Annotated in this window: 20 protein-coding genes; 18 read left to right on the forward strand and 2 right to left on the reverse strand. The window is 58.9% G+C overall.

What is annotated here, in order from left to right; all coding sequences use genetic code 11:
• Positions 1 to 4 precede the first annotated feature (4 nt).
• From AWB69_RS35770 to AWB69_RS35820, 12 genes are all read left to right on the forward strand, one after another.
• Positions 5 to 1,282 carry a hypothetical protein gene (locus AWB69_RS35770; RefSeq protein WP_197500390.1) on the forward strand — a complete coding sequence of 426 codons (1,278 nt, stop codon included), beginning with the start codon at positions 5 to 7 and terminating at the stop codon, positions 1,280 to 1,282.
• Positions 1,279 to 2,121 carry a glycosyltransferase family 2 protein gene (locus AWB69_RS35775; RefSeq protein WP_062091519.1) on the forward strand — a complete coding sequence of 281 codons (843 nt, stop codon included), beginning with the start codon at positions 1,279 to 1,281 and terminating at the stop codon, positions 2,119 to 2,121. Before AWB69_RS35770 ends, AWB69_RS35775 begins: the two co-directional genes overlap by 4 nt.
• A 2-nt stretch (positions 2,122 to 2,123) precedes the next feature.
• Positions 2,124 to 3,170, forward strand: a complete 1,047-nt coding sequence (locus AWB69_RS35780; protein WP_082913738.1) for a glycosyltransferase family 4 protein — start codon at positions 2,124 to 2,126, stop codon at positions 3,168 to 3,170.
• A gap of 41 nt (positions 3,171 to 3,211) precedes the next feature.
• A complete protein-coding gene (locus AWB69_RS35785) occupies positions 3,212 to 4,039 on the forward strand; it encodes a glycosyltransferase family 2 protein (protein ID WP_062091521.1) in 828 nt (275 codons plus the stop codon).
• Positions 4,040 to 4,043: 4 nt separating this feature from the next.
• The gene (locus tag AWB69_RS35790; RefSeq protein WP_156529079.1) at positions 4,044 to 6,953 is read left to right on the forward strand and encodes a DUF4838 domain-containing protein; all 2,910 of its coding nucleotides are present in this window, start codon (positions 4,044 to 4,046) and stop codon (positions 6,951 to 6,953) included.
• Between the two features lie 37 nt (positions 6,954 to 6,990).
• A complete protein-coding gene (locus AWB69_RS35795) occupies positions 6,991 to 8,019 on the forward strand; it encodes a glycosyltransferase (protein WP_082913739.1) in 1,029 nt (342 codons plus the stop codon).
• 99 nt (positions 8,020 to 8,118) lie between these two features.
• On the forward strand, positions 8,119 to 9,180 hold the full coding sequence (rfbB, locus tag AWB69_RS35800) for a dTDP-glucose 4,6-dehydratase (protein ID WP_062091523.1): 1,062 nt from the start codon (positions 8,119 to 8,121) through the stop codon (positions 9,178 to 9,180).
• 18 nt (positions 9,181 to 9,198) lie between these two features.
• Positions 9,199 to 10,092: a glucose-1-phosphate thymidylyltransferase RfbA gene (gene rfbA, locus AWB69_RS35805; RefSeq protein WP_062091524.1), complete on the forward strand. Its 894-nt coding sequence runs from the start codon at positions 9,199 to 9,201 to the stop codon at positions 10,090 to 10,092.
• Positions 10,077 to 10,628: a dTDP-4-dehydrorhamnose 3,5-epimerase gene (rfbC, locus tag AWB69_RS35810; protein ID WP_062091525.1), complete on the forward strand. Its 552-nt coding sequence runs from the start codon at positions 10,077 to 10,079 to the stop codon at positions 10,626 to 10,628. Before rfbA ends, rfbC begins: the two co-directional genes overlap by 16 nt.
• 10 nt (positions 10,629 to 10,638) lie before the next feature.
• Positions 10,639 to 11,559 carry a dTDP-4-dehydrorhamnose reductase gene (gene rfbD, locus AWB69_RS35815; RefSeq protein ID WP_062091526.1) on the forward strand — a complete coding sequence of 307 codons (921 nt, stop codon included), beginning with the start codon at positions 10,639 to 10,641 and terminating at the stop codon, positions 11,557 to 11,559.
• Positions 11,560 to 11,735: 176 nt separating this feature from the next.
• On the forward strand, positions 11,736 to 12,014 hold the full coding sequence (locus tag AWB69_RS48210; RefSeq protein WP_156529080.1) for a hypothetical protein: 279 nt from the start codon (positions 11,736 to 11,738) through the stop codon (positions 12,012 to 12,014).
• On the forward strand, positions 12,001 to 12,438 hold the full coding sequence (locus AWB69_RS35820; protein WP_062091527.1) for a hypothetical protein: 438 nt from the start codon (positions 12,001 to 12,003) through the stop codon (positions 12,436 to 12,438). The genes AWB69_RS48210 and AWB69_RS35820 overlap by 14 nt, the downstream gene beginning before the upstream one ends.
• Positions 12,439 to 12,525: 87 nt before the next feature.
• Here the strand turns inward: AWB69_RS35820 and AWB69_RS35825 are convergent, their stop codons facing one another.
• Positions 12,526 to 13,320 carry a DUF899 domain-containing protein gene (locus AWB69_RS35825; protein WP_062091528.1) on the reverse strand — a complete coding sequence of 265 codons (795 nt, stop codon included), beginning with the start codon at positions 13,318 to 13,320 and terminating at the stop codon, positions 12,526 to 12,528.
• Between the two features lie 350 nt (positions 13,321 to 13,670).
• Here AWB69_RS35825 and mdlC point away from each other — a divergent pair, with 350 nt between their 5' ends.
• The 5 genes from mdlC (at position 13,671) to AWB69_RS35850 (ending at position 21,176) form a co-directional block, all read left to right on the forward strand.
• Positions 13,671 to 15,290 carry a benzoylformate decarboxylase gene (mdlC, locus tag AWB69_RS35830; protein ID WP_062091529.1) on the forward strand — a complete coding sequence of 540 codons (1,620 nt, stop codon included), beginning with the start codon at positions 13,671 to 13,673 and terminating at the stop codon, positions 15,288 to 15,290.
• A 51-nt stretch (positions 15,291 to 15,341) separates the two neighbouring features.
• Positions 15,342 to 16,793 (forward strand): aldehyde dehydrogenase, encoded by a 1,452-nt coding sequence (locus AWB69_RS35835; RefSeq protein ID WP_062091530.1) that lies wholly within the window; start codon positions 15,342 to 15,344, stop codon positions 16,791 to 16,793.
• Positions 16,794 to 17,076: 283 nt separating this feature from the next.
• Positions 17,077 to 18,417 carry an MFS transporter gene (locus AWB69_RS35840; protein ID WP_062091547.1) on the forward strand — a complete coding sequence of 447 codons (1,341 nt, stop codon included), beginning with the start codon at positions 17,077 to 17,079 and terminating at the stop codon, positions 18,415 to 18,417.
• Positions 18,418 to 18,679: 262 nt separating this feature from the next.
• Positions 18,680 to 19,819 (forward strand): porin, encoded by a 1,140-nt coding sequence (locus AWB69_RS35845; protein ID WP_062091531.1) that lies wholly within the window; start codon positions 18,680 to 18,682, stop codon positions 19,817 to 19,819.
• A 220-nt stretch (positions 19,820 to 20,039) separates the two neighbouring features.
• Positions 20,040 to 21,176: an acyltransferase family protein gene (locus AWB69_RS35850; RefSeq protein ID WP_062091532.1), complete on the forward strand. Its 1,137-nt coding sequence runs from the start codon at positions 20,040 to 20,042 to the stop codon at positions 21,174 to 21,176.
• Between the two features lie 278 nt (positions 21,177 to 21,454).
• On the opposite strand, the gene AWB69_RS35855 is transcribed toward AWB69_RS35850, so the two are convergent.
• Complete coding sequence (locus AWB69_RS35855) at positions 21,455 to 22,708, reverse strand: MFS transporter (RefSeq protein WP_075644051.1); 1,254 nt, start codon at positions 22,706 to 22,708, stop codon at positions 21,455 to 21,457.
• A gap of 126 nt (positions 22,709 to 22,834) precedes the next feature.
• Between AWB69_RS35855 and AWB69_RS35860 the strand changes: the two genes are divergently transcribed.
• Positions 22,835 to 25,558: an ATP-binding protein gene (locus AWB69_RS35860; protein ID WP_082913740.1), complete on the forward strand. Its 2,724-nt coding sequence runs from the start codon at positions 22,835 to 22,837 to the stop codon at positions 25,556 to 25,558.

A 25,558-nucleotide genomic window follows, 5' to 3' on the forward strand; every position in this document is an offset into this window, starting at 1 on the left:
GCCTATGAAACCAGTTCGTGCGGCGCCGGCAGGAGAGCGAGGATCTCAACTCTACCCGGGCGCTGCGAAGTCCATCCTGCATTCGGACAACACACGGAACGCTCTTTTCGATCTGTCATTGCTCAGCGGGTTGTTGCTTTTGTCCCTGGAGTGCACGCAGGTCGGTGGGGCCCAGTTGAATCAGTTCTGGGCATTGATCGTGTTCGCGCTGTTGCTGGTGGGACGACGCGTCCATGTGATGGGACGCGAAGTGCTTGCTTACTTTTTGTTTCTCGGTGTTGCGGTATGGCTGACCCTGTTCGCGGGTTATCCGCATATAAAGGAAATAGAGCAGATCATCAAGTTCGCACTCGTGTATCCGGTGTTCTATCTGGTTGGCCGGCAGCTTGGCCGCCATTACCTGGAGAACCCGCTGCCATATGGGTACGTTATCTTGATCGGGTTTTTTCTGTTCCAGATCGCCTTGCAGAAGCTTGATATTCCCTACGTCTACAAGGAAGTGGAATTCATGCAAGACGCTATACACGGCTCGTTTCTGGAGCGTAACTGGTTTGCTCTATTCTTTTTCGGCGCGAGTTACATGCTGTTTCTACAGTCGGAGCGCAAGCCTTTCGATGTATCGATACTCCTGGCATTCGGGGTGGCGAATGCGCTGATAAGCGAGTCGAAGACTGTTCTGATTCCCTGCGGGATCGTCCTGCTCACGCAGTTGAAGGGCTATAACAGTATCAAGCTGTTATTGCTGGCACTGGGAGGCGGGCTTTATTACTGGCGATTTGGAGGCGAGCTCTCGGGTGATATGTTGAATGTTCGTCTTGAAGAAGAGCGCGGCCTGGCGTTCACCATCAGCGTGGGTCTGATTGCGCAGGACTGGCTGGGTCACGGTTTTGGTTTTGTCGAAAGTTTTTTCTCTACTTCAGTGGTCAGCGTCAAGGGACTGGGTGCGGGTACGAACTCGGTCTTTTCATCGCCGCTCGACTTGATGCTGATCGCGGGGATTCCCGGGCTGATCATGTGGATGGTGTTTTTCTGCGGACTGGGTCTTGGGTGGGCAACGGTGATTTGCCTCGCGCCAATAGCAGCGTGGTCGATATCGAATCCATTGCATCAGAACGAGACGGCCTATTTTCTTCTCGGTTATCTCGTATCGTGGGGACGTGACGGGACTTTCATCGCTGCTCGCGCGGTCAGGAGCGTACGTAGCCAGGCTGGACGATTCGTTTCGCCGGTGCGGGTTCGGCCGCGGGCACAGCCGGTGCGGGTTCATGGTGAGCCGACATGAAATTCTCGCTGATCATGGCGACCCTAGGTCGCAGCAGTGAAGTCGAGCGTTTGTTCCGTTCTCTTGCGGAGCAGACCTACCGGAATTTTGAGCTGATCGTGGTGGACCAGAACAACGATGACCGCGTGACACAGGTCATCGAGCGCTTCAAGGATGAGTTTCAGATTGTCTATTGTCGTTCGGAGAAAGGGTTGTCGCGTGCCCGCAATGTCGGCCTGCAAGCGGTAAGCGGAGACATTGTGGCGTTCCCGGACGATGACTGCTGGTACCCGCCACAGGTACTTGAATTCGTCGCGGACAAGTTCGGCAGCGAAGCAGAACTCGCCGGCGTGACGGGGTGCAGCGTGGACGGCGACAGCAAGCCTTCACAGGGTCGCTGGTCAACGACTCCGCTCATCGTCAACCGTTACAACATCTGGACCTGTGCGACGTCCTACACGATCTTCCTGCGTACGGAATCCGTGCGTGCCGTGGGCGGGTTCGATGAACAACTTGGCGTGGGGTCGGGTTCGCGCTGGGGAGCGGGAGAGGAAGTGAATTTTCTTCTCGGCGTGCTCAATGCCGGATACAAGGTTCGTTATGAACCGGCGCTGCGCGTTTGCCATCCGGAGCCGATCACGACCTACGACGAAAAGGCTTACGCGCGCGGAAGGCTCTATAACCGCGGGTTCGGCCGGGTACTGTCATTGAATCGGTATCCGATGCATTTCGTTCTCTATGTTGCTGCCAGGCCGGCCGCTGGCTGCGTGATGTCGATTTTGCAAGGAGACCTGGGTCGCGCGCGCTATTACTGGATCGCTGCGACGAATCGTGTGCTCGGATGGGTTGATCAGGGATAGACATGAATAATCATTCTCGCCTCGCTGTTGCAATGCCAGCGCTCACTGTTTACGCCGATCTGCGCTGGCCCGCGAAGACCGGCATTGGTAACGTGATGACGGCATGCATGGAGCGCGCGCCGGATGAAATCAACATCGTCCCGCTGACAATAAACAGTGGCCTGGGCAGTCCCTGGTCACCCTTCGTGATCAAGCGAGCGCTTGATGACGAGGAGGACGATGGCGTGTTCTGGAGCCCCGGGTTCGTTCCCCCGGCGTTCAGCAAGCGGCCGACGGTCGTGACCGTACATGATCTGACGCATTTGCATTTTTATTCGCGGCTGCATCGCGCTTATTACGATGTCCTGTTCAGGCGAATGTACCGGCGGTGTACCGCGGTGATTTGCGTTTCCGACTACACGCGCAACGAGTTCCTCGCGTGGTCGGGCATGCCTCACACAAAGGTGCATGTCGTGCACAACGGAGTGGATCCGGCGTACGCGAGAAACGACGAGGTACTTGAGTCCGAAGATCCTTATGTGCTCTACCCGGGCAACCGTCGGAACTACAAGAATCTCGAGCGATTGTTTACCGCCTATGCGCGCTCGTCGCTTCCCGCGAAAGGAATCCACCTGATGCTGACGGGCAAGCCGGATGCCGCCCTCAAGGAGTTGGCGCACGCGCTCGGGATCTCATGGCGGCTGCGCTTTGCAGGAGACGTCCCGGACGCGATGATGCCGAAGCTGTACCGGGGGGCGCTCTTCGTTGCCTTTGTATCGCTTTATGAGGGGTTCGGTTTGCCGATCCTGGAAGCCATGATGTCGCGCGTACCGGTGCTTACGTCGAACGTGTCGGCAATGCCCGAAGTGGCCGGTAATGCGGCCCTGACCGTTGATCCGCGATCGGTTGCGGACATCACCAAGGCGATGAACCGGCTTGCAGAAGATCGTGTTCTGCGTGAAGAGCTGATCGAGTGCGGTCGTGAACGAGCCATGCGGTTTAGTTGGGATCGTTCAGCCGATGCACTTTGGACCATTGTTGAGCAAGCTTCGTTGGTAAGAAAACAATAGCTTCATTTTTCGGCCTGCTGTTTGTCCGTTGCGAGGAAGCCATGAACACTGAAGGATATTTGAATGTTGTAATAGTAAACTTTCGTACACCTGAATTGACTGTAAGGTGCGTGAAATCACTGCTCGCTCTTCGTATTGCGCGTGCGTCCGATATGGTTGTTGTCGAGAACGCTTCACCTGATGATTCTTATCAGAATTTGCGCACGAACCTGCCCGATGGTGTGCGGCTTGTTCGCGCGTCCATGAACCGCGGATTTGGCGCCGGGGTCAATCTTGGCGCGGTGGCCGGGATGCGGGAAAGAATCCTTGTCCTCAACCCGGATACCTACTTTGTCGACAACAGCATAGAGAAGGCGCTGGCCGTTCTGGATGCAGCACCCGACGTCGCCATGGTCGGCCTGGACCTGACCTATCCGGACGGCGTGCGGCAGTACTCCGGACGCCGCTTCTACAGCCTCCTGGATATCATCGGGCGGCGCACGCCGCTCGGTAAGCTGAGGTCGCTTGAACGCCGTGTCAAACGCCACATGATGATCGAAGCCTGGATCCCCGGTGTGCCTTTCGACGCGGACTGGGTGATGGGTACGGGGTTCATCGTCAAGCGCAATGTTTATGAGGAACTGGGCGGCATGGACGAGCGCTATTTCCTCTACATGGAAGACGTCGATTTGTGCGCGCGCGTGTGGAATTCCGGGTACCGGATCGCCTGTGTGCCAGGGGCACGCCTCATGCACGACCATCAGCGGCAATCAGCCGGCGGGCCGCTGTCGCGTGCTGGCCGCTATCACTTGCAGAGCCTGCTGCGCTTCCGTAACAAGTTCCACTTGCCACTCTCGATGCCGCCGAGCATCGAGGGCGTCAAGAGATAACCCGATGAGCGTTGTCATACTGCGATTTCCTGGGGGAATGCCAGAGCGCGTGCACCGGCCGCGCTCTGGCGGACCTCTATTGCTTCGAGCGTTGCTCGTGATGTCGGTCCTGGCGATGACTTGTCTGAGCCGCCAGGCGCTTGCCGCGACGCTGATCGTCAACGGGGATTTCGCGCAAGGCAAGACAGGCTGGTGGGGTGAGCAGTTCTCCATTGTCTCCGATACAAAGTACGGCAACGCACTAGAGGTGCAGTCGGGTTACGCCGCTCAGGACAAGATCGCTGTGCAGGCGGGCCGGCGTTATCGAATCAGCTTGAACATGCGCACGGTCGATACACCGGCAAAGGCGGCGTTCGTTCAAGTCAGCTTCCGCGGCCCTGGAGTCGATCCGGGCTGGAGAGGTGTCGACTCGGTCCAGCAGCCCTGGGGAACAGAACCCGCGCTGGCGGTGAACAGCGGCGTTGGCGATGGATGGAATAGTTCCGGCGTTGTCGTGCAAGCGCCTGAAGGCGCGAACCAGATGATCCTGTATCTGCGCAAAGCGAAGGGACAATCCGGCGCGGCACGATTCAGCAGGGTCAGTGTTTCCGCGACCGATGACGCCGTGACGACTGCAGACGCATTGCAGGGCGAGCAGATGCGGACGAAACTCTTGCCCGCTCCCATTGAAGCCGGAAAACGAGAAGCGTTGCTCGCCGGGATCATCAAGTCAGGCGGGCCGCCTGCACGGACGCTGACGCTCGCGGATCATGGCACTACACGCTACCACGTGCAGGTCGGAGCGCTTGCAGACGCCATGACCTTGCAAGCTGCCAGCGATCTTGCCGATTACCTGAAACGCATTACCGGCAGCAACGTCGGACGGCTTGCTGACGACAACGCACCGCAGGCGGGACCGTCTATTGTTATCGGCCTCGACAACCGGCTCGCTCGTGAGCTGTGTCCCTCAGCCGCCTTTGACACACTCGGGCCGGACGGATTTGTGCTCTGTACGTCGGGTGAGAATCTCGTGATCGCGGGCGCAACACCGCGCGGCACCATGTACGGCGTGAACTGGTTTCTAGATCGGGTGCTTGGCGTGAAATGGCTTGCTCCCGATGCGACCTATGTGCCCTCACGGCCGACGTTGCAAATCGATGCGCCTCATGACCGGCAGGTTCCACGCTTCGCTTATCGCGAGGTCCTCAGTTGGGAGGGGCAGGACAAGGCGTTCCGCGCACACAACTTGCTGAACGGCGAGTCTCATGGGCCGTCGTTCGCACCTACGCCCCCCGAACTTGACGATTGGGATCACAGCTGGTTGGCGAAGGGCGGCGATGCATCGTTCTGGGACTTGGTGCCGCGCGACAAGTATTTGAAGACTCATCCGGAATGGTACGCGGGTGGCCAGGTTGCAATGATGAATGCCGATGTTCGCCGGATCATGGCGGAACAGATCGTCGAGCGGCTCAAGGCCTTGCCGGATTATAGAAAGGTCTGGTTCGGGATTCACGACATGGACTGGGGCTGGGACATGGATGCGGACAGCCGCAAGTTCGCTGACCAGCACGGCGGTAATCCTTCGGCACCGTTGGTCGACATGGTCGAGGACGTGGCGAGGCAGGTAAGAGCGGTGATGCCGGGCGCCCGGTTCGCCTTCAATGCTTATCACTGGGGATTCGCGCCACCGGCCGGCATGGTGTTGCCGGACTACATCCTCGTGTATCCGATGACCATCCAGGTGGACTACAGCACGCCGCTGAATCTTGGCCGCAACGTGCAGTTGGGCCGGGGCCTCGCTGGTTGGAGTGCGATGGCGAAACACATGCTCGTGTGGGATCACGTGACTAACTTTGCCGGCTTCCTGCAACCTACGCCGAACATCTATCCGATAGGCGCCAGCATCAAGTGGCTGGCGACACTCCCGAGCGTTTCGGGGTACTTCGCGGAAGGGAGTTGGACGACGCCCGGTGCGGAATTTGCCAGCCTGAGGGTCTGGATGATAGGACGTCTGCTGTGGGATCCGCGACAGGACGTGCACGAACTCGTGAGTGAATATTGCAGGGACTATTTCGGAGCGGCAGGGCCGCAACTGCTTGCGTATATCGACTTGATGCATGCAGCACTGGCTGCGAGCGGGGATGTCCTCTCCGAGCAGACACCCGTGGGCATGAAGATGTACTCCCCGCAATTCGTCGCACAGGCGGACAAGCTGTTCGACAACGCGGAGCAGGCGGTAGCGGGTGACCCATCGCTGTTGGCACGCGTGCAACAGGCCCGCATGCCGCTCGATTTCGTGATCCTCGTGCGTCGTCGCGAGTACCAGGACGCGCACGCTGCTCCTGGATGGCAACTGGATTATGCGAAGCGAATTGCACGCTTCAACGAGACCGTGCAGCGCACGCATGTGTCGGCATACCGCCAGGAGGGTGACCTCGATGGCCTCAATCAACTGCTCGCCATCGAGCGTCGTCCAGCTACTCCGCCGGCACAGAGTGCGGGACTACCGGCTGCGGACTGGAGCGATATCCAGGACCTCAACCTGAATATCTATAGTTCGGCGAGGATAGTCGCGGACGCAGCAGCCTCCGACGGCGCGGCGATACGCATGCCCGGCGACTCCTCGGTGTGGGCGGTCCAGCTTAAATTCGACAAGCTGCCCCGTGAGGGCAAGTGGGACCTGTTCGTGAACGTACGGGTCGCGGGAGCAGCAGGAGGGGGCAGCGTGCGGGTCGGCTCGTATCCGCCTATGGATCGCTTCAAGCAGGTGTCAGCGAGCACGTTGAACCAGGGAACCTACCAGTCGATCCCGGTGCCCGGAGGCCCGTTCGTTTTTGAATCGGATCATGAGAAGGGTGTGTATGTGCAGGCAGTCGACATGAAGGCGGGCGACGCGGTGTTTGTGGACCGCATCGTCGCGGTACGTCACAAGTGACGGACCGGTTCTCAGAAACGACTCCGACAGGTGAAGCATGAAGACTCATTCGGCCTTAGCAACAAACGAAAAGCGGGTGCTCTATTCCGGTTTCCGCTGGGACCATCATGACGAGGTCTCGGGGTATCACCACGTTGTGGCGTCGAGCGCGGACTACGTCGACGGTGGCGCTTTATGGGGCGGCCACAGTCCGATAGGATCGCGTTCGCGCAGAGTCAATTTCCTGCTGATCGACGTGCTGACGATCGTACGTTCGTTGCGTTACCGATCGGTGCTCTTGTTCTATCCGGAACAGACGGGTTATTTCTCCGCCCCGATCTTGCGGATGCTCGGCAAGCAGGTGATCTACGTGGTGCATCTGGGCGAGGACTACTGGCTTGAGCGGGACGATTCCCTGTTCCTCAAGCTCAAGCGTTTCAATCTCCGCTTTGTGAGCAAATTCATTACGTTGACCCAGCAGCAGAAGTCTGTTTTTGACGATCATTTTCCGGGCAAGGTAGCGCGGATTCCGCATGGTACCTGGTGCCGGGTTCGTAACAATACCGGGCCGTCCGCAAGCGACGGAAAACTGCATCTGACCGTGGTGGGCGACACCTATCGCGACTACGCGCTGCTGTCACGGATCATTGAGTTTTTTCTCCATCACAACCCGAGGGTGGTGTTTGATCTGGTGGGAATGAAGTACGAGAAGCTTGACGAGAGCCAACGAGCGGCCAATGTCGTTTGTCATGGCCGCCTGAACAGCCGGCAGTACCAGGAGATTATCGAGAACTCCCTGTTCCTGCTGTTGCCGCTGAAGTTCGCCACCGCGAACAATGCCTTGCTCGAGGGCCTGGTCGCCGGTGTGCCGGTGATTTGCAGCAATACGCACGGCGTGCGCGAATATCTGCCACCTGGGGACTACGTGTTCGATTCGATCGAGGACCTGGCCCTGAAGGTGCAGCGCAGGAGCGAGATGACACAAACCGAGCGGGCCGCGGAAGGCGACAGGCTCTCATCGTTTGTGAAGGAAAACTATTCGTGGGATGTGATTCGTAACAGGGTGATCGACTATTGCCTGGTGTAGGCAGAGTCGACTCGGGTGGACTCGAAAAGCAATGCTCGGCCCATGTATGCAGGTTTGCAGCTTTCCCTGGACGAACCGGGACGACCCAAAAGGAATGCCATGATATTAGTGACAGGCGGTGCGGGGTTTATCGGCTCCAACTTTGTGCTCGACTGGCTGCGAGGCGCGAGCGAAGCCGTACTCAACGTCGACAAGCTGACCTACGCCGGCAATCTCGGCACGCTTGAATCATTGAGCGGTAATGCCAGGCACGTCTTTGTGCGTGCGGACATTTGCGAGCGCGCCGCGATGGATGCGTTGCTGGCCGAACATAAACCGCGCGCCATACTGCACTTCGCTGCTGAGAGTCATGTGGATCGATCGATTCATGGTCCGACCGATTTCGTGCAAACCAATGTGGTGGGTACCTTCACGCTGCTCGAAGCCGCGCGTGCCTATTGGAGCACACTACCCGCCGCTCAAAAGTCGGCATTCCGATTCCTGCACGTGTCGACCGACGAAGTGTTCGGATCGCTTTCGGCCGACGATCCACCGTTCTCCGAAACAACGGCCTACGCGCCGAATAGTCCCTATTCTGCGACGAAGGCCGGGTCCGATCATCTCGTGCGCGCGTATCACCACACCTATGGCTTGCCGGTCCTCACGACCAACTGTTCGAATAACTACGGACCGTATCAGTTTCCCGAAAAACTGATTCCGCTGATGATCGCCAACGCACTCGCCGGCAAGCCGTTGCCCGTGTATGGCGACGGCAACAACGTGCGCGACTGGTTGTATGTCGGTGATCATTGCGCAGCGATTCGTCGCGTACTGGCAGGTGGCAAGCCAGGCGAAACGTACAACATCGGTGGCTGGAACGAGATGAAGAATCTCGACGTCGTGAACGTCCTGTGCGATCTTCTTGATACCTTGAGGCCAAAGGGGCAGGGCCTTTATCGCGAACAAATTACCTACGTAAAGGATCGTCCGGGTCACGACCGGCGTTACGCAATCGATGCTCGCAAGATTGAGCGCGAACTCGGCTGGAAGCCCGCAGAAACCTTCGAGACCGGACTGGCCAGGACGGTTCGATGGTATCTCGACAACCAGGCGTGGGTAGACGAGGTCGCTTCTGGTGAATACCAGAAGTGGGTAGAGGATAACTATGCAGTGCGGGTGTGATAACCAAAAGGACTGACGATGGCACGAAAAGGCATCATTCTCGCCGGAGGTTCGGGAACGCGACTTTACCCGATCACGACGGTCGTATCGAAGCAGCTATTGCCCGTGTACGACAAGCCCATGATCTACTATCCGCTAACGACGCTCATGATAGCGGGCATTCGCGACGTGCTGATCGTATCCACGCCGCAGGACACGCCGCGTTTCGAATCAATGCTCGGCGACGGCAGCAATTGGGGAATGAATATCCAGTACGCGGTGCAACCATCCCCTGACGGGTTGGCGCAGGCATTCATCATTGGCAGGCAATTCATTGGGAATGACCCGTCCGCGCTCATACTCGGCGACAATATTTTCTACGGTCATGATCTCGGTGCGCAGCTTGCCAGCGCCAATCTGCGCAGTGACCGCGCTACCGTGTTCGCGTACCACGTGCACGATCCGGAACGTTATGGCGTGGTCGAGTTTGACGGCGAGTTCCGTGCCTTGTCGATCGAGGAGAAACCAGTCAAGCCGCGTTCGAACTACGCGGTGACGGGACTCTATTTTTACGACAGCAACGTGTGCGCAGTTGCCGCCGATGTCAAACCTTCGCCGCGCGGCGAGCTTGAAATAACCGATGTGAACTTGCACTACCTGGAACAGCGCAAGCTCGATGTCGAGATCATGGGCCGGGGTTATGCATGGCTCGATACAGGCACGCACGACTCCCTGATCGAAGCGGCCACTTTCATTGCGACGTTGCAGCGGCGGCAGGGCTTGGTGGTCGCGTGCCCGGAAGAGATTGCGTACCGCCGCAACTGGATCGATGAGGAGCAACTTCTCAGGCTTGCCCGGACGCTGTCGAAGAACGCGTACGGCCAATATCTGCTCAACCTTTCCAAGGATCAAGTCGCATGGCAATCCACGTAACTGCTACGGCGCTGCCCGAGGTCAAGCTCATTGAGCCGAAGATTTTCGGCGACGCGCGCGGCTACTTCTATGAAAGCTTCAATGGCCGCGAGTTTGCGGGGAACGTGGCGCCGGACGTCGAGTTTGTGCAGGACAACCATTCGCGCTCGGCACGCGGAGTGCTGCGTGGGCTGCATTACCAGATCGAGCATGCGCAGGGGAAACTGGTTCGGGTGGTGGAGGGCGAGGTCTTCGACGTCGCCGTCGACATTCGAAGGCGGTCGCCTGATTTTGGCAAATGGGTCGGAGTGAAACTGTCGGGAGAGAACCGCAGGCAACTGTGGGTTCCACCGGGGTTTGCACACGGCTTCCTGGTTCTGTCTGAGTCGGCCCAGTTTTTATACAAGACTACTGATTATTGGTATTCGGATCATGAACGCAGCATCTTATGGAACGATCCCGAGATCGGTATCGAATGGCCGCTGGAAATTGAGCCGTTGCTAGCCGCAAAGGACGTCGCGGGGAAGCGACTTGTCGAGGCCGAGCACTTCGCATGAGAACCATTCAATGAATAATCGCGGGCAACACACGATTTTACTGACTGGTGTAAACGGTCAGGTCGGGTTTGAGCTGGAGCGCAGTCTCCAGGGCCTCGGCCGCATTGTGGCGTTTGATCGAGGCAGCCTTGATCTTGCCGACCTCGACCAGGTACGACAGGTCGTGCGCGATGTGAGACCCGCTTTGATTGTGAACCCGGCGGCACATACAGCGGTCGACCGGGCCGAGAGCGAGCCGGATGCAGCCATGCAATTGAACGCGCATGCGCCGGAGGTGTTGGCGAATGAGGCAAAACGCCTTGGCGCGCTACTGGTTCATTACTCTACCGACTATGTCTTCGATGGAACAAAAGACGGTACTTACGTAGAAGACGATCCTGTCAATCCGCAGAACGCTTACGGCAGGAGCAAACTGGCCGGTGAACAGGCGATTGCCGCGTCGGGATGTGCGCATCTCATCTTTCGAACCAGCTGGGTGTACGGGGCACGAGGAAAGAACTTCCTCCAGACCATGCTGCGGTTGGGTGCGGAGCGAGATGAGCTAAGTATTGTGTCCGATCAGATTGGCGCGCCCACCTGGTCGAACACGATTTCGGCGCTGACGTCGAATGTGTTGTCAGAGGTGCTCGCCGGGGACATGGACTGGTGGGGGCAGGACTCTGGCATCTATCACCTGACGGCTTCAGGTTCAACCTCATGGTATGGCTTTGCCGAGGCAATCTTCGAGCGATCAACGTTGCGGCGAAAGCCCCAGCTTAAGCCGACCACGACGGAATCTTATCCGACCCCTGCAACGCGGCCTGCCAACTCGCGGCTATCAAATCAGAAATTATTCAAGACGTTCGGTGTAATGGCGCCAGACTGGGATGAGGCGCTGGATCTTTGCATGGAGTCGCGCATCTGCAGAAGGGAAGTGCATGCTGTAACTTGACAAGCTGCCATTGAGCGCAGGCTAGTGGGACACAGTTGCTGGAGAAGCACGTGCTCAGTCGACGTGGTGCAGCGCGTTGAACTTTCAATTGCACCGGGGTCGCTCGAGTTGACCACCACACGACCAGGGACGTCTCACGCCTCCTGCGCTGTACTATCGGCTAACGGGATCTTGCCATGAATATCGATAAATTTTCCCGCGATCCCGAGTCGCTTTTTGTTGCGTTGAATTTGCAACAGGATGCGTTGGAAGCCGTTTCGCTGATACTAACAGCGGCTTGCGATCTTAATGATGAACCGGCACTTAATAGCGATGAAGCCATTTCCCTAAAGGCAAGACATAGGGATGTTCTATGGCAGGCATGTGCCGCTGCACTGCAGGTGTGTCGTAACACGCCGCAAAGAGTCCTGATCGCGCTTCAGCCAGGCAAAGCGTCTCAGCGTGAACTTCAATGAAACGATCGACGCTCAGTTTTCGCAGGGATATGTCAGGACGCAGCAGGCGTTCTGGCGAAAAACGAATCTCGGCGTGACCACGCGCCTGACTCGTGCGGATGTGCTCAACGACGTCAACAACGTGGCGACGCCCGACCAGATCCTCTATTTTTACTGTCATGCGATTGCATACGGATTGAATCAACCAGGCGGCCTGGATGCGTCGAGTCTGGTCCTCACCAACAAGCCGATCACGCTCAAGGATTTCCGCCTCGAGGCCCCGACGGAGATCCCGCTATCCGGCAAGCCGCTCGGCGAGACGTTTCTGGACCTGCGCCAGGAATTCGTGGCGCGGCTCCATAACCCGCCTGGCCTGCTCTACGCCCTGCACTGCGATGCCGATACGATGATCGATCCTCCGAGCGCCGGTGCCCTCGTGGCGTGAACGGTCGCCGGCTCCGCATGGGCTCAGCGTGGTGGATGGAGCGTTCGGTGCGCCGTGTCATAGCGGATCCAGCGGATCAAGCCTCGCTCATGGCTTTGCGCTCGCGTCCTGGTTCCGGAACGCCGCTTCTCCAGCGTCCGACACCTCGACCCACTTCTTGTCGGGCGCCGCGTCTGCGACGTAGTTGTCGTGCCAGTTCCACCACTTGTAGGTCTGGCTCTGGGGATAACCCTCGGGCGAGTCTTCCCAGACCTCCTGCCGGCCCAGCGGCGTGATGTCGAGGTAGTTCCAGGTGTTCCCCATCTGCTCGTCGCCGCGATTGTTGATGAAGTAAGTACGGAACACGTGGTCGCCGTCGCGGTAGAACACGTTCGTGCCGTGCCACTCGTCCACGCCGAAGTCGGCGTCGAAACTGTCAGTGAGGGTGAACCACGGTATCTCCCAGCCCATCCGTGCCTTCAGCCGTACGATGTCCGCCTGAGGCGCACGCGAGACGAAGACGAGGGTGGTGTCACGGGCGTTCAGGTGGGCGACGTGCGCCACCTGGTCGGCCACCATGGAGCAGCCCCGGCACGCGTGCTCGGGCCAGCCGAACACACCCGGCTCGAAGAAGGCGCGGTAGACGATCAGCTGACGCCGGCCGTCGAACAGATCGAGCAGGCTGGCCTTGCCCGCGGGCCCTTCGAATGCATACGCCGTCTCCACGGCCATCCACGGCATTCGCCGGCGCTCGGCGGCGAGTGCGTCACGCTCGCGGGTCCGCGCCTTTTCCTTCACGAGCAATTGCTCGCGGGCCGCCTCCCACGCTTGCGGCGACACGACCGGTGGCGTGTGCATGGCAGGCTGTCCGTCTTTCCGTCCGTTCTCAGTTGATGTGGTCATGGCTTTTGCTCTCTCCCAGTGTGGGCGAATTCCCGCGCCTCGAGGCTGAAGCGCGACGCTATTCGCCAGTCATCGATCGTTGTTGGCCTGAGAAAAGTCTGGCACCGGAAAGCGGAGATTGGGAGTAACAAGTGTGGCGGCATTCCGATGGCGTTGCGGCGGTTCTCCGCCTCATCTCTGTTGAGAAACAGCAAGCACAATACCCGCTGCCGCCAGGGTCGCCATGGCTAAAAGTCATGCACAAACGTAATGCCTTCCTCCTAAAAAGGCAATATTCATGATGTGCGCCGGCTTGGATAATCTGGCGACGGATAAAGCGCTCACTCGCAGGATTTTCAGGAGGCAATTGCATGACAGGCAGTACCCCGCAGCAGTCTGTTTCAGACCGTACTCAACCCGCCCGCATCACGGTCCGCGACGCCGTGATCGATTTCATGCGACGCGTGGGAATGACCTCGGTATTCGCGAATCCGGGGTCGACAGAGCTACCGATGTTCCGTGATTTCCCCACTGATTTTCGCTACGTGCTCGGGCTTCAGGAAGCCGTTGTAGTCGGCATGGCCGACGGTTATGCGCAGGCAACCGGCAACGCAACGCTCGTGAATTTGCATTCGGCAGCGGGTGTCGGCAACGCAATGGGCAATATTTTCACGGCGTTTCGCAACCGCACGCCGATTGTCGTCACCGCCGGGCAACAGGCCCGTTCGATTCTTCCATTCGATCCGTTCCTCGCGTCAACGCACGCAACCGAGTTGCCCAAACCCTATGTGAAATGGAGCATCGAACCGGCGCGCGCCGCCGATGTGCCGCTGGCAATCGCGCGCGCTTATCACATTGCGATGCAGGAGCCGCGCGGCCCCGTGTTCGTCTCCATTCCTGCCGATGACTGGGACCAGCCGGCGGACTACGTGCCGCCAAGCGATGTCAGCACGGTGATGCGCCCCGATCCGGTCATGCTGGCGCGCATGGGTGACGCACTCGATCTATGCGCGCGGCCGGCGTTGGTTGTAGGTGGCGGCGTGGACCGCGCAGGCGCGGTGGACGAAGTGGTGCGCCTCGCGGAGCGTCATCAGGCACGCGTTTTTGTTGCGCCCATGTCCGGACGCTGCAGCTTTCCGGAAGATCATCGGCTATTCGCCGGTTTCCTTCCCGCCATGCGCGAGAAGATCGTCGAGATACTCGGCGGCCATGATCTCATCTGCGTGCTCGGTGCTCCCGCGTTCACCTATCACGTTGAAGGCAGCGGTCCGCACGTTCCGCCGGGCGCGCAACTATTCCAGCTTGTCGATGACCCCGGCGTGGCTGCCTGGACCCCGTCGGGTACCGCAACGGTTGGCAATATCAGGCTGGGCGTCACGGACTTGCTGGCGCGGCCCGCACCCAGGACGCGTCCGCTGCCGGCGCCTCGCGGTGCTCCTCCACGCGCTGAGGCTTCTCCGCTGATGTCGGTGGCATTCGTACTTCAGACGCTTGCCGAAATACGCAACCCGGCGGATGTCGTGGTTGAAGAAGCGCCGAGTGCGCGGCCGGTGATGCAGGAATATCTGCCGTTCACCCGCAGCGGCACGTTCCTGACCATGGAAAGCGGCGGGCTGGGATACGGCATGCCCGCAGCGGTGGGCGTCGCGCTTGCCAAGCCCGGCACCCGCGTAATCGCGCTGATCGGCGACGGCTCCAGCATGTACTCGATCCAGGCGATATGGAGCGCGGTGCAGCTTAGCCTGCCTGTCATCTTCGTCATCCTTAACAATTCCCGATATGCGGCGTTACAGGACTTCGCGCCGGTGTTCGGCTTCGCACCAACAGATCCGGTACAGGGAACCGATCTCCCCGGTCTCGACTTCGTCACGCTGGCGGCCGGCATGGGATGCCGCGGCGTTGCGGTCAGGGAGGCCGCCCGGCTGAAGGACGTATTGAACGAAGCGTTGCACACCGACGGGCCGATGCTTGTTGAAGTCATCGTGGCTTAGCGCCTGTGACGCAGTGATCCCTGCTTACATAAAATCATCAGGAGACAGACAATGAAAACCATTGCCATGCTGATCAACGGCGAGGCGGTACAAGCTAGCAACGGCGCGACCTTCGAGCGCAGGAATCCGCTGGACGGCGAAGTTGCCACGCGTGCTCCGGCGGCCTCAGCGGATGACGCGCTGGCCGCGGTAGACGCTGCAGGCACTGCCTTCCCCGCGTGGTCTGCGCTTGGGCCGAGTGAGCGCCGCACTTTGTTGATGCGTGCCGCGCAGGCCCTTGAAGGAAAGCACGCCGACTTCGTGGCCGCCATGGCGGCGGAAACCGGGGCGTCGGCTATCTGGGCCGGGTTTAACGTGCATCTGGCCGCTTCCGGGCTCATGGAGGCCGCCGCGCTTACCACGCAGATCTCCGGCGAAGTGATTCCCTCGGACGTACCCGGCAGCCTCGCAATGGGCGTGCGGCAACCAGCGGGCGTCGTGCTCGGCATCGCGCCGTGGAATGCGCCGGTGATCCTTGCGGTTCGCGCTATCGCGCTGCCGCTCGCGTGCGGCAACACGGTGGTCCTCAAGGGGTCGGAGATATGTCCGGCAACCCACGGCCTGATCGTCGAGGCGCTGCAGGAGGCGGGGCTCCCCGCCGGCGTGGTGAACTTCGTGACGAACGCTCCCGCGGACGTCGGCCCGATTGTTGAGGCCATGATTGCTCACCCGAAAGTGCGCCGCGTCAACTTCACGGGCTCGACCCGGGTCGGCAAGGTGATTGCTGCAAGCTGCGCGAAGTACCTCAAACCAGTGGTCCTGGAACTGGGCGGCAAGGCGCCGTTGCTCGTGCTGGACGATGCTGATCTCGATGCCGCTGTCGACGCTGCCGTGTTCGGTGCGTTCGCCAACTCGGGGCAAATTTGCATGTCGACGGAACGTATCGTCGTGGATCGCAAGGTGGCCGACGCGTTCGTCAAGCGGCTCGCCTCCCGGGCGGTCGAACTGCCATTGGGCGATCCGCGCAACGGGCCGGTTGTGCTCGGCTCGGTTGTCGACATGAGCACGGTTGCGCGATGCAATGCATTGATTGACGATGCGCTCGCGAAAGGCGCAACGCTGCTATGCGGAGGCAAGGCAGACAGCACGTTGATGCCGGCCACGTTGCTGGATCACGTAAGCGCTGACATGCGGATCTATCACGACGAGTCGTTCGGACCGGTCAAAGGGATCGTGCGCGTGGATGGCGACGAAGAGGCTATTGCCTGCGCCAACGACAATGAATTTGGCTTGTCTTCAGCGGTGTTCAGCCGTGATGTCGCACGCGCGATGAATGTCGCCCGGCGCATTGAGTCGGGCATCTGTCACATCAACGGTCCGACGGTACACGACGAAGCGCAGATGCCCTTTGGCGGCGTAAAGGGCAGCGGATTCGGTCACTTTGGCGGCAAGGCGGGTATTGCGGAGTTCACCGATCTGCGCTGGATTACCGTGCAGACGACGCCGCGTCATTACCCGTTCTGACTTATGGGCAGAACTTTGGTGTGTGCGCATGCAGTTGTCTAAATGATAAAGAGTCCTGGGCATATTGATAAAAATCCGTAGCACGTCGATAAGGTCATGCAGGAAGGTCATGACTTTTACGCTAATCGGCAATATCAAAAGAGCGAGCCGCACTTACATAATTTGCTGAAGAAAATAAAGATGCGCGGGGAAAGCCCACGCATGAACAGGAGACAGTCATATGCCCAGCTACGTCCCTCCCGCTGTGTTTACGGGGTCCGCGCTGACGGAACCCGATCAGGCGATGGAGTTGCAGGACACGAGCAAGACCGTGGACATTGGGAGCGTGCTCGACGACGGTCCGTTCACTACGTTCCAGAAACTCATTGTGCTGCTGGCGGCGCTATCGATCATTGTCGACGGTTTCGACAGCCAGTTGATCGGTTTTGCCATTCCCGTGTTGATCAAGGAGTGGGGTATAGCGCGCAACGCGTTTGCGCCGGTGGTTGCCGCGGGACTGATCGGCATGGGAATAGGCAGCGCCTGCGCCGGTTTGTTCGCGGATCGTTTTGGCCGGCGCTGGGCGGTGATCGGGAGCGTGCTGGTCTTCGGCATTGCGACCTGCGCGATCAGCCTCGCCCCGAACCTTGTGGTGATTGCTGCGCTGCGTTTCATCGCGGGACTGGGAATAGGCGGAGCGTTGCCGACGTCCACCACATTGACGGCGGAATATACGCCGGCGCGCTTGCGCACCGTCGCGGTCACCGTCACGATCCTTTGCGTTCCTCTTGGTGGCATGGTCGCCGGGCTGTTCGCCAGCGTGATCCTGCCGGCTTATGGCTGGCGTGCTCTGTTTTTGATGGGCGGCGTGCTGCCGCTGGTACTTGCCGTGCTGCTGCTGTTCGCGCTGCCTGAGTCTCCACGCTTCCTGTCGCGTCGCCCGCATCGCTGGGCAGAACTGGTGGCGCTGTTGGGCCGCATGTCGCGCCCTGTCGCGAAAGATGCGCGCTTCACCGACATACGCGAGCGTGATTCAGAAAAGCATGTGGGGTTCACCGCGCTGTTCAAGGACGGTCGCGCGCTGGACACCGTGGCGATCTGGTGTGCGTTCTTCATGTGCTTGCTGGCTGTCTATGCCGCGTTTAGCTGGCTGCCGACCATGCTGACCAACGAGGGTTTGTCGGTGCAGTTAGCAGGCTACGGGTTGACGGCCTACAACCTCGGCGGTGCGATCGGGGCGCTGGCGTGTGCGGTCACCATCGCACGATTCGGTTCGCGCTGGCCGCTGATCGTCTGTTGCTTCGGCGCCGCCGCCAGCGCGTGGCTGCTGTTGACCGTGGACGTCTCCCGGCACGTTAGCGTGCTGATGTTCGGACTCTTTACGCACGGCCTGTTCGTCAACGCGGTGCAGTCCACCATGTATGCGCTTTGCGCCTATGTGTACCCGACAGGGGTGCGTGCGACCGGAACGGCTTCGGCGCTGGCATTCGGGCGGATAGGCGCGATTGTCAGCGCGTTCGCCGGCGCCGCGGTCATCACCGCCGGCGGCGCGTCGTCGTACCTCCTGATGCTGGGAGCGGCAATGACGGTGGTGTTGATTGCGCTTGCGCTCGTTCGGCGACACATACCCAGGGCGATCCGGTAGGACGCTGGACATACTTTCATGGAATCTTCCAATCGGGGTTGAGTGATCCTCATCCCCGCACGCCCCTGACTTAACAGGTCAAGTGGCGGGATTCGGATCTATAAGAATTTTAATAAATTAGCATACCTATCAATTAATGAGCGCGAAGTTCGAAACGAGACGATTGAAACCAGGAGGGTCAAGTGCGCAACGCGCTTGACTGTCGTCGGAACAAGACCATTCAACCTGCATTTCAAAGCGCAGGTCAGGGGACCCGGAGATCATGAAATACAAAACGGCATTGGCAGGAGCACTTCTCGGCATCAGCGCGACCGCGTCTTTCGCGCAAAGCAACGTGACGTTGTACGGGATTATCGATACGGGTGTCGAGTTCGTCACCCATGCCGATGCATCGGGCGACAGCGTGGTACGGATGCCCGGCGTGACAGGAGAACTGCCGTCGCGATGGGGCATACGCGGCAACGAGGACCTTGGCGGCGGATGGTCGGCCATCTTCACGTTGGAGAGCGGCTTCAACACGAAAGCCGGAACGCTGAACCAGGGCGGCCGCCTGTTCGGCAGGCAAGCGCTGGTCGGTTTCACAGGACCGTATGGCAGCCTGACGTTCGGGCGTCAGTACACCATGACTTACTGGGCCATCCTTGATTCCGATCTGCTCGGCCCGGATATTTATGGCGGCACGGGTTCCTTCGACCAGTATCTGCCCAGCGCGCGCAGCGACAACACGGTTGTCTACAAGGGAACCTTCGGGGGCCTGACGGCGGGTGCGACCTATTCCTTCGGACGTGATTCGGCCGGTACCGGAAATTCACCGGGGCAGGGCACATGTGTGGGCTCGGTGCCGGGCAGCCCCCAAACCTGCCGCGAGTGGTCCGCCATGCTGCGGTATGACGGGAGCGGTTTCGGCGCTGCCGCAGCTTACGACGAACAACGCGGCGGCCCGGGGGCATCGGCGAACCTGTTCGACGGTACGCCCACGTTCGGGTTGACCAACCCGGGCGACAAGGATATCCGCATGCAGTTGAACGGCTACGGAGCGATCGGCAAACTGAAGATTGGCGGCGGCTGGCTGGGCCGACGGGTGGAGACCGTTTCGGCTGCGACGCCCAACGTGAGGTCCGACCAGTTTTACTTGACGGCTGCGTATCCGGTTACGCCAGCGTTCCTCGTGGATGGCGGTATCTACCGGATCGTCAACCAGCAGGACGACACGCGGGGCACGATCGAGGTGTTGCGCACGACCTATTTCCTGTCGAAGAGTACGGCTGTGTATCTGCAGGGCGCGTATCTGGCGAACAGCGCGAAAGCCGCGTATACGGTGAGTCAGGGTGGCGGCGGCACGACGCCTGCCGCGGGCGCGGGGCAACTCGGCGTCATGGCGGGATTGCGGCACAGTTTCTAGGTGCCCGAATCCGCCGACAAAGACGCCGTTCCCAAGGGCCAGTTTAATCACTGGTCCCCTTTACATAAGCGCACGTGCGTTTCCCCCGGACATAACGTGCACTGCCTCTTAAGCGTTTTATTTTCCGGAAAATCCGCCAATCCGCATTAATTTTCCATTTTTTTAACGTGCACCATAAGGCCGCCAGGCGCGCTGGGGCACGCGGCGAACCCAATGAACGATGACAATAGTTGCAAGAAGGCCAGTCATTCCCGCGCTAACCGGCGTTCGCTTCCTGGCAGCGTTAAGCGTAGCGCTGTATCACCTGTCGCCGGATATTGCAGCGTCGTTAGGGATTTCGCCATTTTATTTCTACGATAATTCGGGCGATCCCGTCGAACTATTCTTCATTCTTTCGGGGTTTATTCTCACCTACACCCATCCGGAAATGAGCGGGGCAGAGGCGCCTGCCGTACGACAGTTCTATTTTTCCCGGTTCGCAAAAATATACCCAATCTATTTGTTAGGCTGGATCGTATTTGCACCGCTGGTGTATTCGAATCTTGCGGCCTTGCATGGACACTCGACGGGCCTATACGCGCGGCTGGCATTTTATGGCGTGATTTCCCTCGCGCTGTTGCAAGCGTGGACGCCCGCCACCGCTAATGCGTGGAACACGCCTGGATGGTCGCTCTCCGCGGAAGCGGTTTTCTACGCGTCGTTTCCCTTCCTGTTTGCGTTCCTGAAAAATCGCAGCGTAGGCGTGTTGTTAAGTCTGATCGGGGCATGCTGGTTGTTTTCGGTCATCCCCACGTTGACGCTTTCGTTCCTGCCAGCGTCATTGGGACAGGCGTACTGGTTGCGAGAACTGGTCAACTTCACACCGGTGCTTCGAATAGGCGAGTTTATCGCCGGCATATGCATGGCGCGTCTTTACCTGAGCCAGGGCATGGCCAAATCCTTTATCTTCGATGTGGCCGCTTTTGCGGCTTTGGTTGCAGCAGTTGCAGTCATCGTGCTGGCGAATCATGTGTTAGCCAAGGCGTTGCTGTTCCCCGCGTTTATCCTGCTCCTCTATTTCCTGGCACGCGCGAAAGGGCCGCTTAGCGGCTGGCTTGGGAGTAAGACCATGGTGCTGCTCGGGGAGGCGAGCTTTGCGTTTTACATACTGCATGTGCCGCTTTTCAGATACGCGAAGATGCTGTTTCCGAGCGTCGCCACGGCTCCCGCCCCATTCCTGGGATTCTTGCTGGTGCTAACGGCCGTATCGATTTTCAGTTTCCTGTGGATTGAAAAGCCCCTGTGTGCGTACCTTCGCAAAGCCTACAAAACCAAGCGCTCATCGCATCCAATCCGGCAACCTGAGCCCGCGCACTAGGTGCCGGATCTCCGTTGCCTTGGCCTGGCCGCTAACGCCGCGCGGCTAAAGGCCGGCCGGCCTCATTCCTGGCGCTTACGTCACCACTTCCCAAGCCGCCATCGACGCGTTAGCTGGGCGCTACGAGGACGCGATGGATCATCCGCTCGCGTACGCGGAGCGCGCGGGTAAGCAGGGATAGGGATCGTACCTGCCTTTTCGCACCTGAATCTCGAGATCGACAAGGATTGATGGCCGCTCTGCACGATCGCCTCAGGCTTTCGGCCACCGTCGACGTTTCAACTCCTGGTGGTGCCGTAAGCAGCCAGTCTCCCCGAGAAATGGAGAACGAATCCGAGCAATGCCAATGCGCCGCCGAATATGCACGCCGCCTGCCATCCACCCAGTCGCCAACTGATACTTGCTCCCCAAGAACCCGCGGCGCCGCCTAAAAACATGCCGGTCATGAATAGCGTGTTGAGCCGGCTTCTTGCCTCCGGTCGAAGAGCGTAGACCACATGTTGGTTGGAGATGAGAGCCGACTGCTCACCGAAGTCCAGCAGGATGATGCCGACAATCAGGCCAACGAGGCTGCCCCAAATGCCCAGAACCGCGTATGACAACAGCATGATCAGGGAACCAAGCCCGATAACGGCATGGGGTCCGCGAGTATCAGCGACCCGGCCGGCAAGTGGGGCAATCAGAATCCCGGCTGCACCCACTATCCCCATGAGACCTGCCACATCAGCCCCAAAACCGAAGGCCTCGTGCAGGCGCAATGCCAGAATTGTCCATAGTGCAATAAAGGAACCGAACAGCGCGGCTTGAATACAGGTTGCACGACGCAGTGACCGCTCTTCTCGCCACAACTCCACGAGCGACTTCATGAGACGAAGGTAGCTGTGGTTTGTCTTGGGTTCGCTGTGCGGGAGTTTGAATAGCAACATCAACCAGATGACGACGGTCATCGCAGCCCCTAGCCAAAACGTGGCACGCCAGCCCCAATGATCGCCGGCAAATCCGCCGACCGCCCTGCCCAGCAGAATTCCGCAAAGCACGCCGCTCATCACTGTACCGACGACCTGGCCCCGGCGGCCGGATGCGGCCAGTTCTGCCGCGAACGGAACGATTTGTTGGGTAACGGATCCTGAAATACCGACTACCGCTGAAGCGATTACCAGCAACCCGGCATTTGGGGCTGCAGCAAGGCACACCAATGCCACGATCAACACTGCGCCTTGGCAAAGAATCAATTTTCTGCGATCAATCCGGTCTCCCAGAGGGACCAGAAAAAACAGGCCGCAGGCGAAACCCAACTGTGTAGCCGTCGGAACCAGATTGACCAGGCCAACCGCTCGCGGGAAAGCCTGTTGCAATAGTTCCAGGATCGGCTGGTTATAGTAAATATTGGCGACAAAGACACCGCAGGCAACCGCCATCACCATCAGCAGTGCAGTATCCAGGTGACGTGTTAATGCAGGTGCTTCAAGAGCAGGTGCTTCAAGAGCGGCGGACCCCGCTGGAGATTTTCTACCAGCCGTATTTTGTGACATGTCCAGACTCACGATGAGGAACAGGGACCTTCATGGTGACGTCGTGCACAGGAGAAGTCTTTGGCCTACAATTTCAGACGTCTGAAATTCCTGTTGATCCCGCACTCTTGCTGTGTGACATAAAAAATGCCTACAGGTACAAAGCCCCGCCATGAAAGGCTGTCGCAAAGTCCTGACTCCCGCGACGACGATATGGTTGCTTTCGGCCGCTATCAGCTTTTCCCACGTCTGCAGCTGTTATTGAAAGACGGTGTACGGCTAGACGTAGGTGAGCGTGCGTTGGACGTGCTGGTCCAACTTATCAGTACGGCAGGCGAGGTAGTCTCCAAAGATTCGCTTCTTTCCCGCATATGGTCGAAGGGAGTCATCGAAGAAAACAGCCTGCAGGCGCAGATCTCGTCGCTGCGAAAAATACTGGGGGACGATCGCGACCTGATTGCGACGGAGTTTGGCAGGGGCTATCGTTTTACAGGTTCAGTGCAGGCGCATCGGGCTGTAACGTCGTCCATAGGCTCACCTCACGCACGCGTCGGCCTGCCGAGTCCGCGGTCTCCTCTGATCGGCCGCGTTGAGGAGCTACTGGAATTAAACCGGCTGTTGGCTATCCGAACGCTATGTACGCTCACAGGCCCTGCCGGCATAGGTAAGACTCGCCTGGCGATAGAGGCCGCGTCAGAATCCAGCCCCTATTTTCCCGATGGGGTTTACTTCGCCGACTTGTCACAACTAAGCGCGGCCTCAGTATCGCCAGCCATTTCGAGCGTGTTGGCGGGGCTGGTAGGAACAAGCGCACCGTTGGCGTCACACCCGGGAAGGGCACTACTGGTCGTTGATAACTGTGAACATGTGACGTCGGCGTGTGCAGCGGCCCTTGAGCGGCTACTGGAAGCAGATCCTCGACTGAGCGTGCTGCTCACCAGCCAGACCCCATTGGGGCTGGACGGTGAGCAGGTATACCGGCTCAATCCTCTCGCGTTACCCCCAGGCATCGTCGACGTAGCAAACGCAAGAAACTATAGTGCGGTTGAACTGTTCGTCCGTCGTGTCACTTCCGCGGACTATCATTTCGCGCTTACGGAAGAGAACGTAGGGCAGGTCACCACGTTATGCAGAGCGCTCGACGGAGTTCCACTGGCATTGGAGATCGCCGCAGCGCGCGTGCCGTCGCTGGGTCTTGCAGCGGTCACCGAGGATTTGGCTGTTTCATCCGGATTGCTTGCAGCGCGGAAACGCCAGACCCCGGGGCGCCATCGGACGCTAGGTGACGCTCTGCAGTGGAGTTACCGGTTACTCGATTCCGTAGAACAAACGGTGTTCCAGGAACTGGCCATTTTCCCCGGCGATTTCACGTTCGCTGCCGCGGAACCCATGGTATCCACCAAGCTGGAAAGCTCCACTCGCTTGGTTGATGTTCTTTGCAGCCTCGTTGAAAAGTCGCTCATCACGTTGCAGGCCGGAACCCAGCCGATACGCTATCGCTATCTGACCATGCTGCGGGCGTACGCGTTGGAGCAGCTTGCGGACCGTACGGCGGCCATGACTGAAAAGCATGCCCGCTTTGTTGAGCAATTGGTTTCTCAAGCCCAACAGGATTGGATGTCGCTCCCCACGACACAATGGAAGCGACAATACGAACACCACATTGACGATATCAGGGCCGCTCTTGACTGGTCATTGTTAGATAGTAAGCGCCGTGCCCTGGGACTGCGCATCCTCGCGAACTCCGCCCCATTCTGGATACAACTATCACTCCACGACGAGTGTCGCCAGCGGATGACGAACGTACTGGAAGAAACGAAAGTTCCTCCCGTTGAAGAGCACCAGGAGATGATGATTCAGGCCGCACTGGCCACTTCGCTGACTTGGTCACGCGGACCGGTTCCGGCTAATGAGCGGGCTTGGACTAGGGCCAGCGATCTCGCGCTCCGACTGGACGACAAGGAAACGCAACTGCAGGCTGAATACGGTCTATGGCTTTATCATCTCCGTAGCGGTTGCTACGCACAGGCACTGCGGCACGGGAAAAGCATGGCAGATTTAGCCCTGAGGCATCGCGATCAAGCGGCGCTTCTGACAGCGCGTCGTCTGATCGGTACATCTCATCATTTTTTGGGTAATCACACTCAAGCTGTGATTGAAATTGAAGCCATGCTCGACAGCTATACGCGCGACGAACGTCATGGGTCCCATTTCAGATTTGGAATGGACCAGCGCGTAGCAGGCTGGGCTTTTCTTTCTCGCATTCTGGGTGTAATGGGGAACACGACGAAAGCTCGACGGGCTGCCCAGGTAGCGATCGACGAAGCTATGGCACTGGATCATGCCTGCACCCTATGTTGTGCCCTTGCGGAAGGAAGCTGTACCGTGGCGGCACTTTCGGGAGATGTAGAAGAAGTCGCCCGCGCATCGCAGCAGCTTAGTCAAGCGGCAGGAAATCACGGTCTGAACTTTTGGGGACTCTACGGTTCGGCTTTTTCACTTTGGGCGAAAGTATTCCAGGACCCCAAAGCTGTCTCTTTCATGGAGCTTCGATCGACACTGGAGACGCTGCAAGCCCATAGGTTTGATCCAGCTTATTCCGTATTCCTGGCTGACTTTGCTAACGCAATGCTGGAGCAGGGACATACGCGAGAAGCCGCCGGTCTCATTGATGCCCGACTGGCAGGCGACGCCGCCGGACAGCTTTGGAACGCCCCTGAGCTTATGAGGGTCAAGTCTCGGACGCTATCGGAGAAGAAGTCATCCCGGCGAGCGCCACGGTCGTTAATTTTGGAACAAGCGTTGGCGCTGGCACGGGCTCAGGGTGCGAAAGCTTGGGAGCTAAGAATCGCAGACGAACATGTTGCATAG

The sequence above is a fragment of the Caballeronia udeis genome, from assembly GCF_001544555.2.
GTDB classification, from domain to species: Bacteria; Pseudomonadota; Gammaproteobacteria; order Burkholderiales; family Burkholderiaceae; genus Caballeronia; species Caballeronia udeis.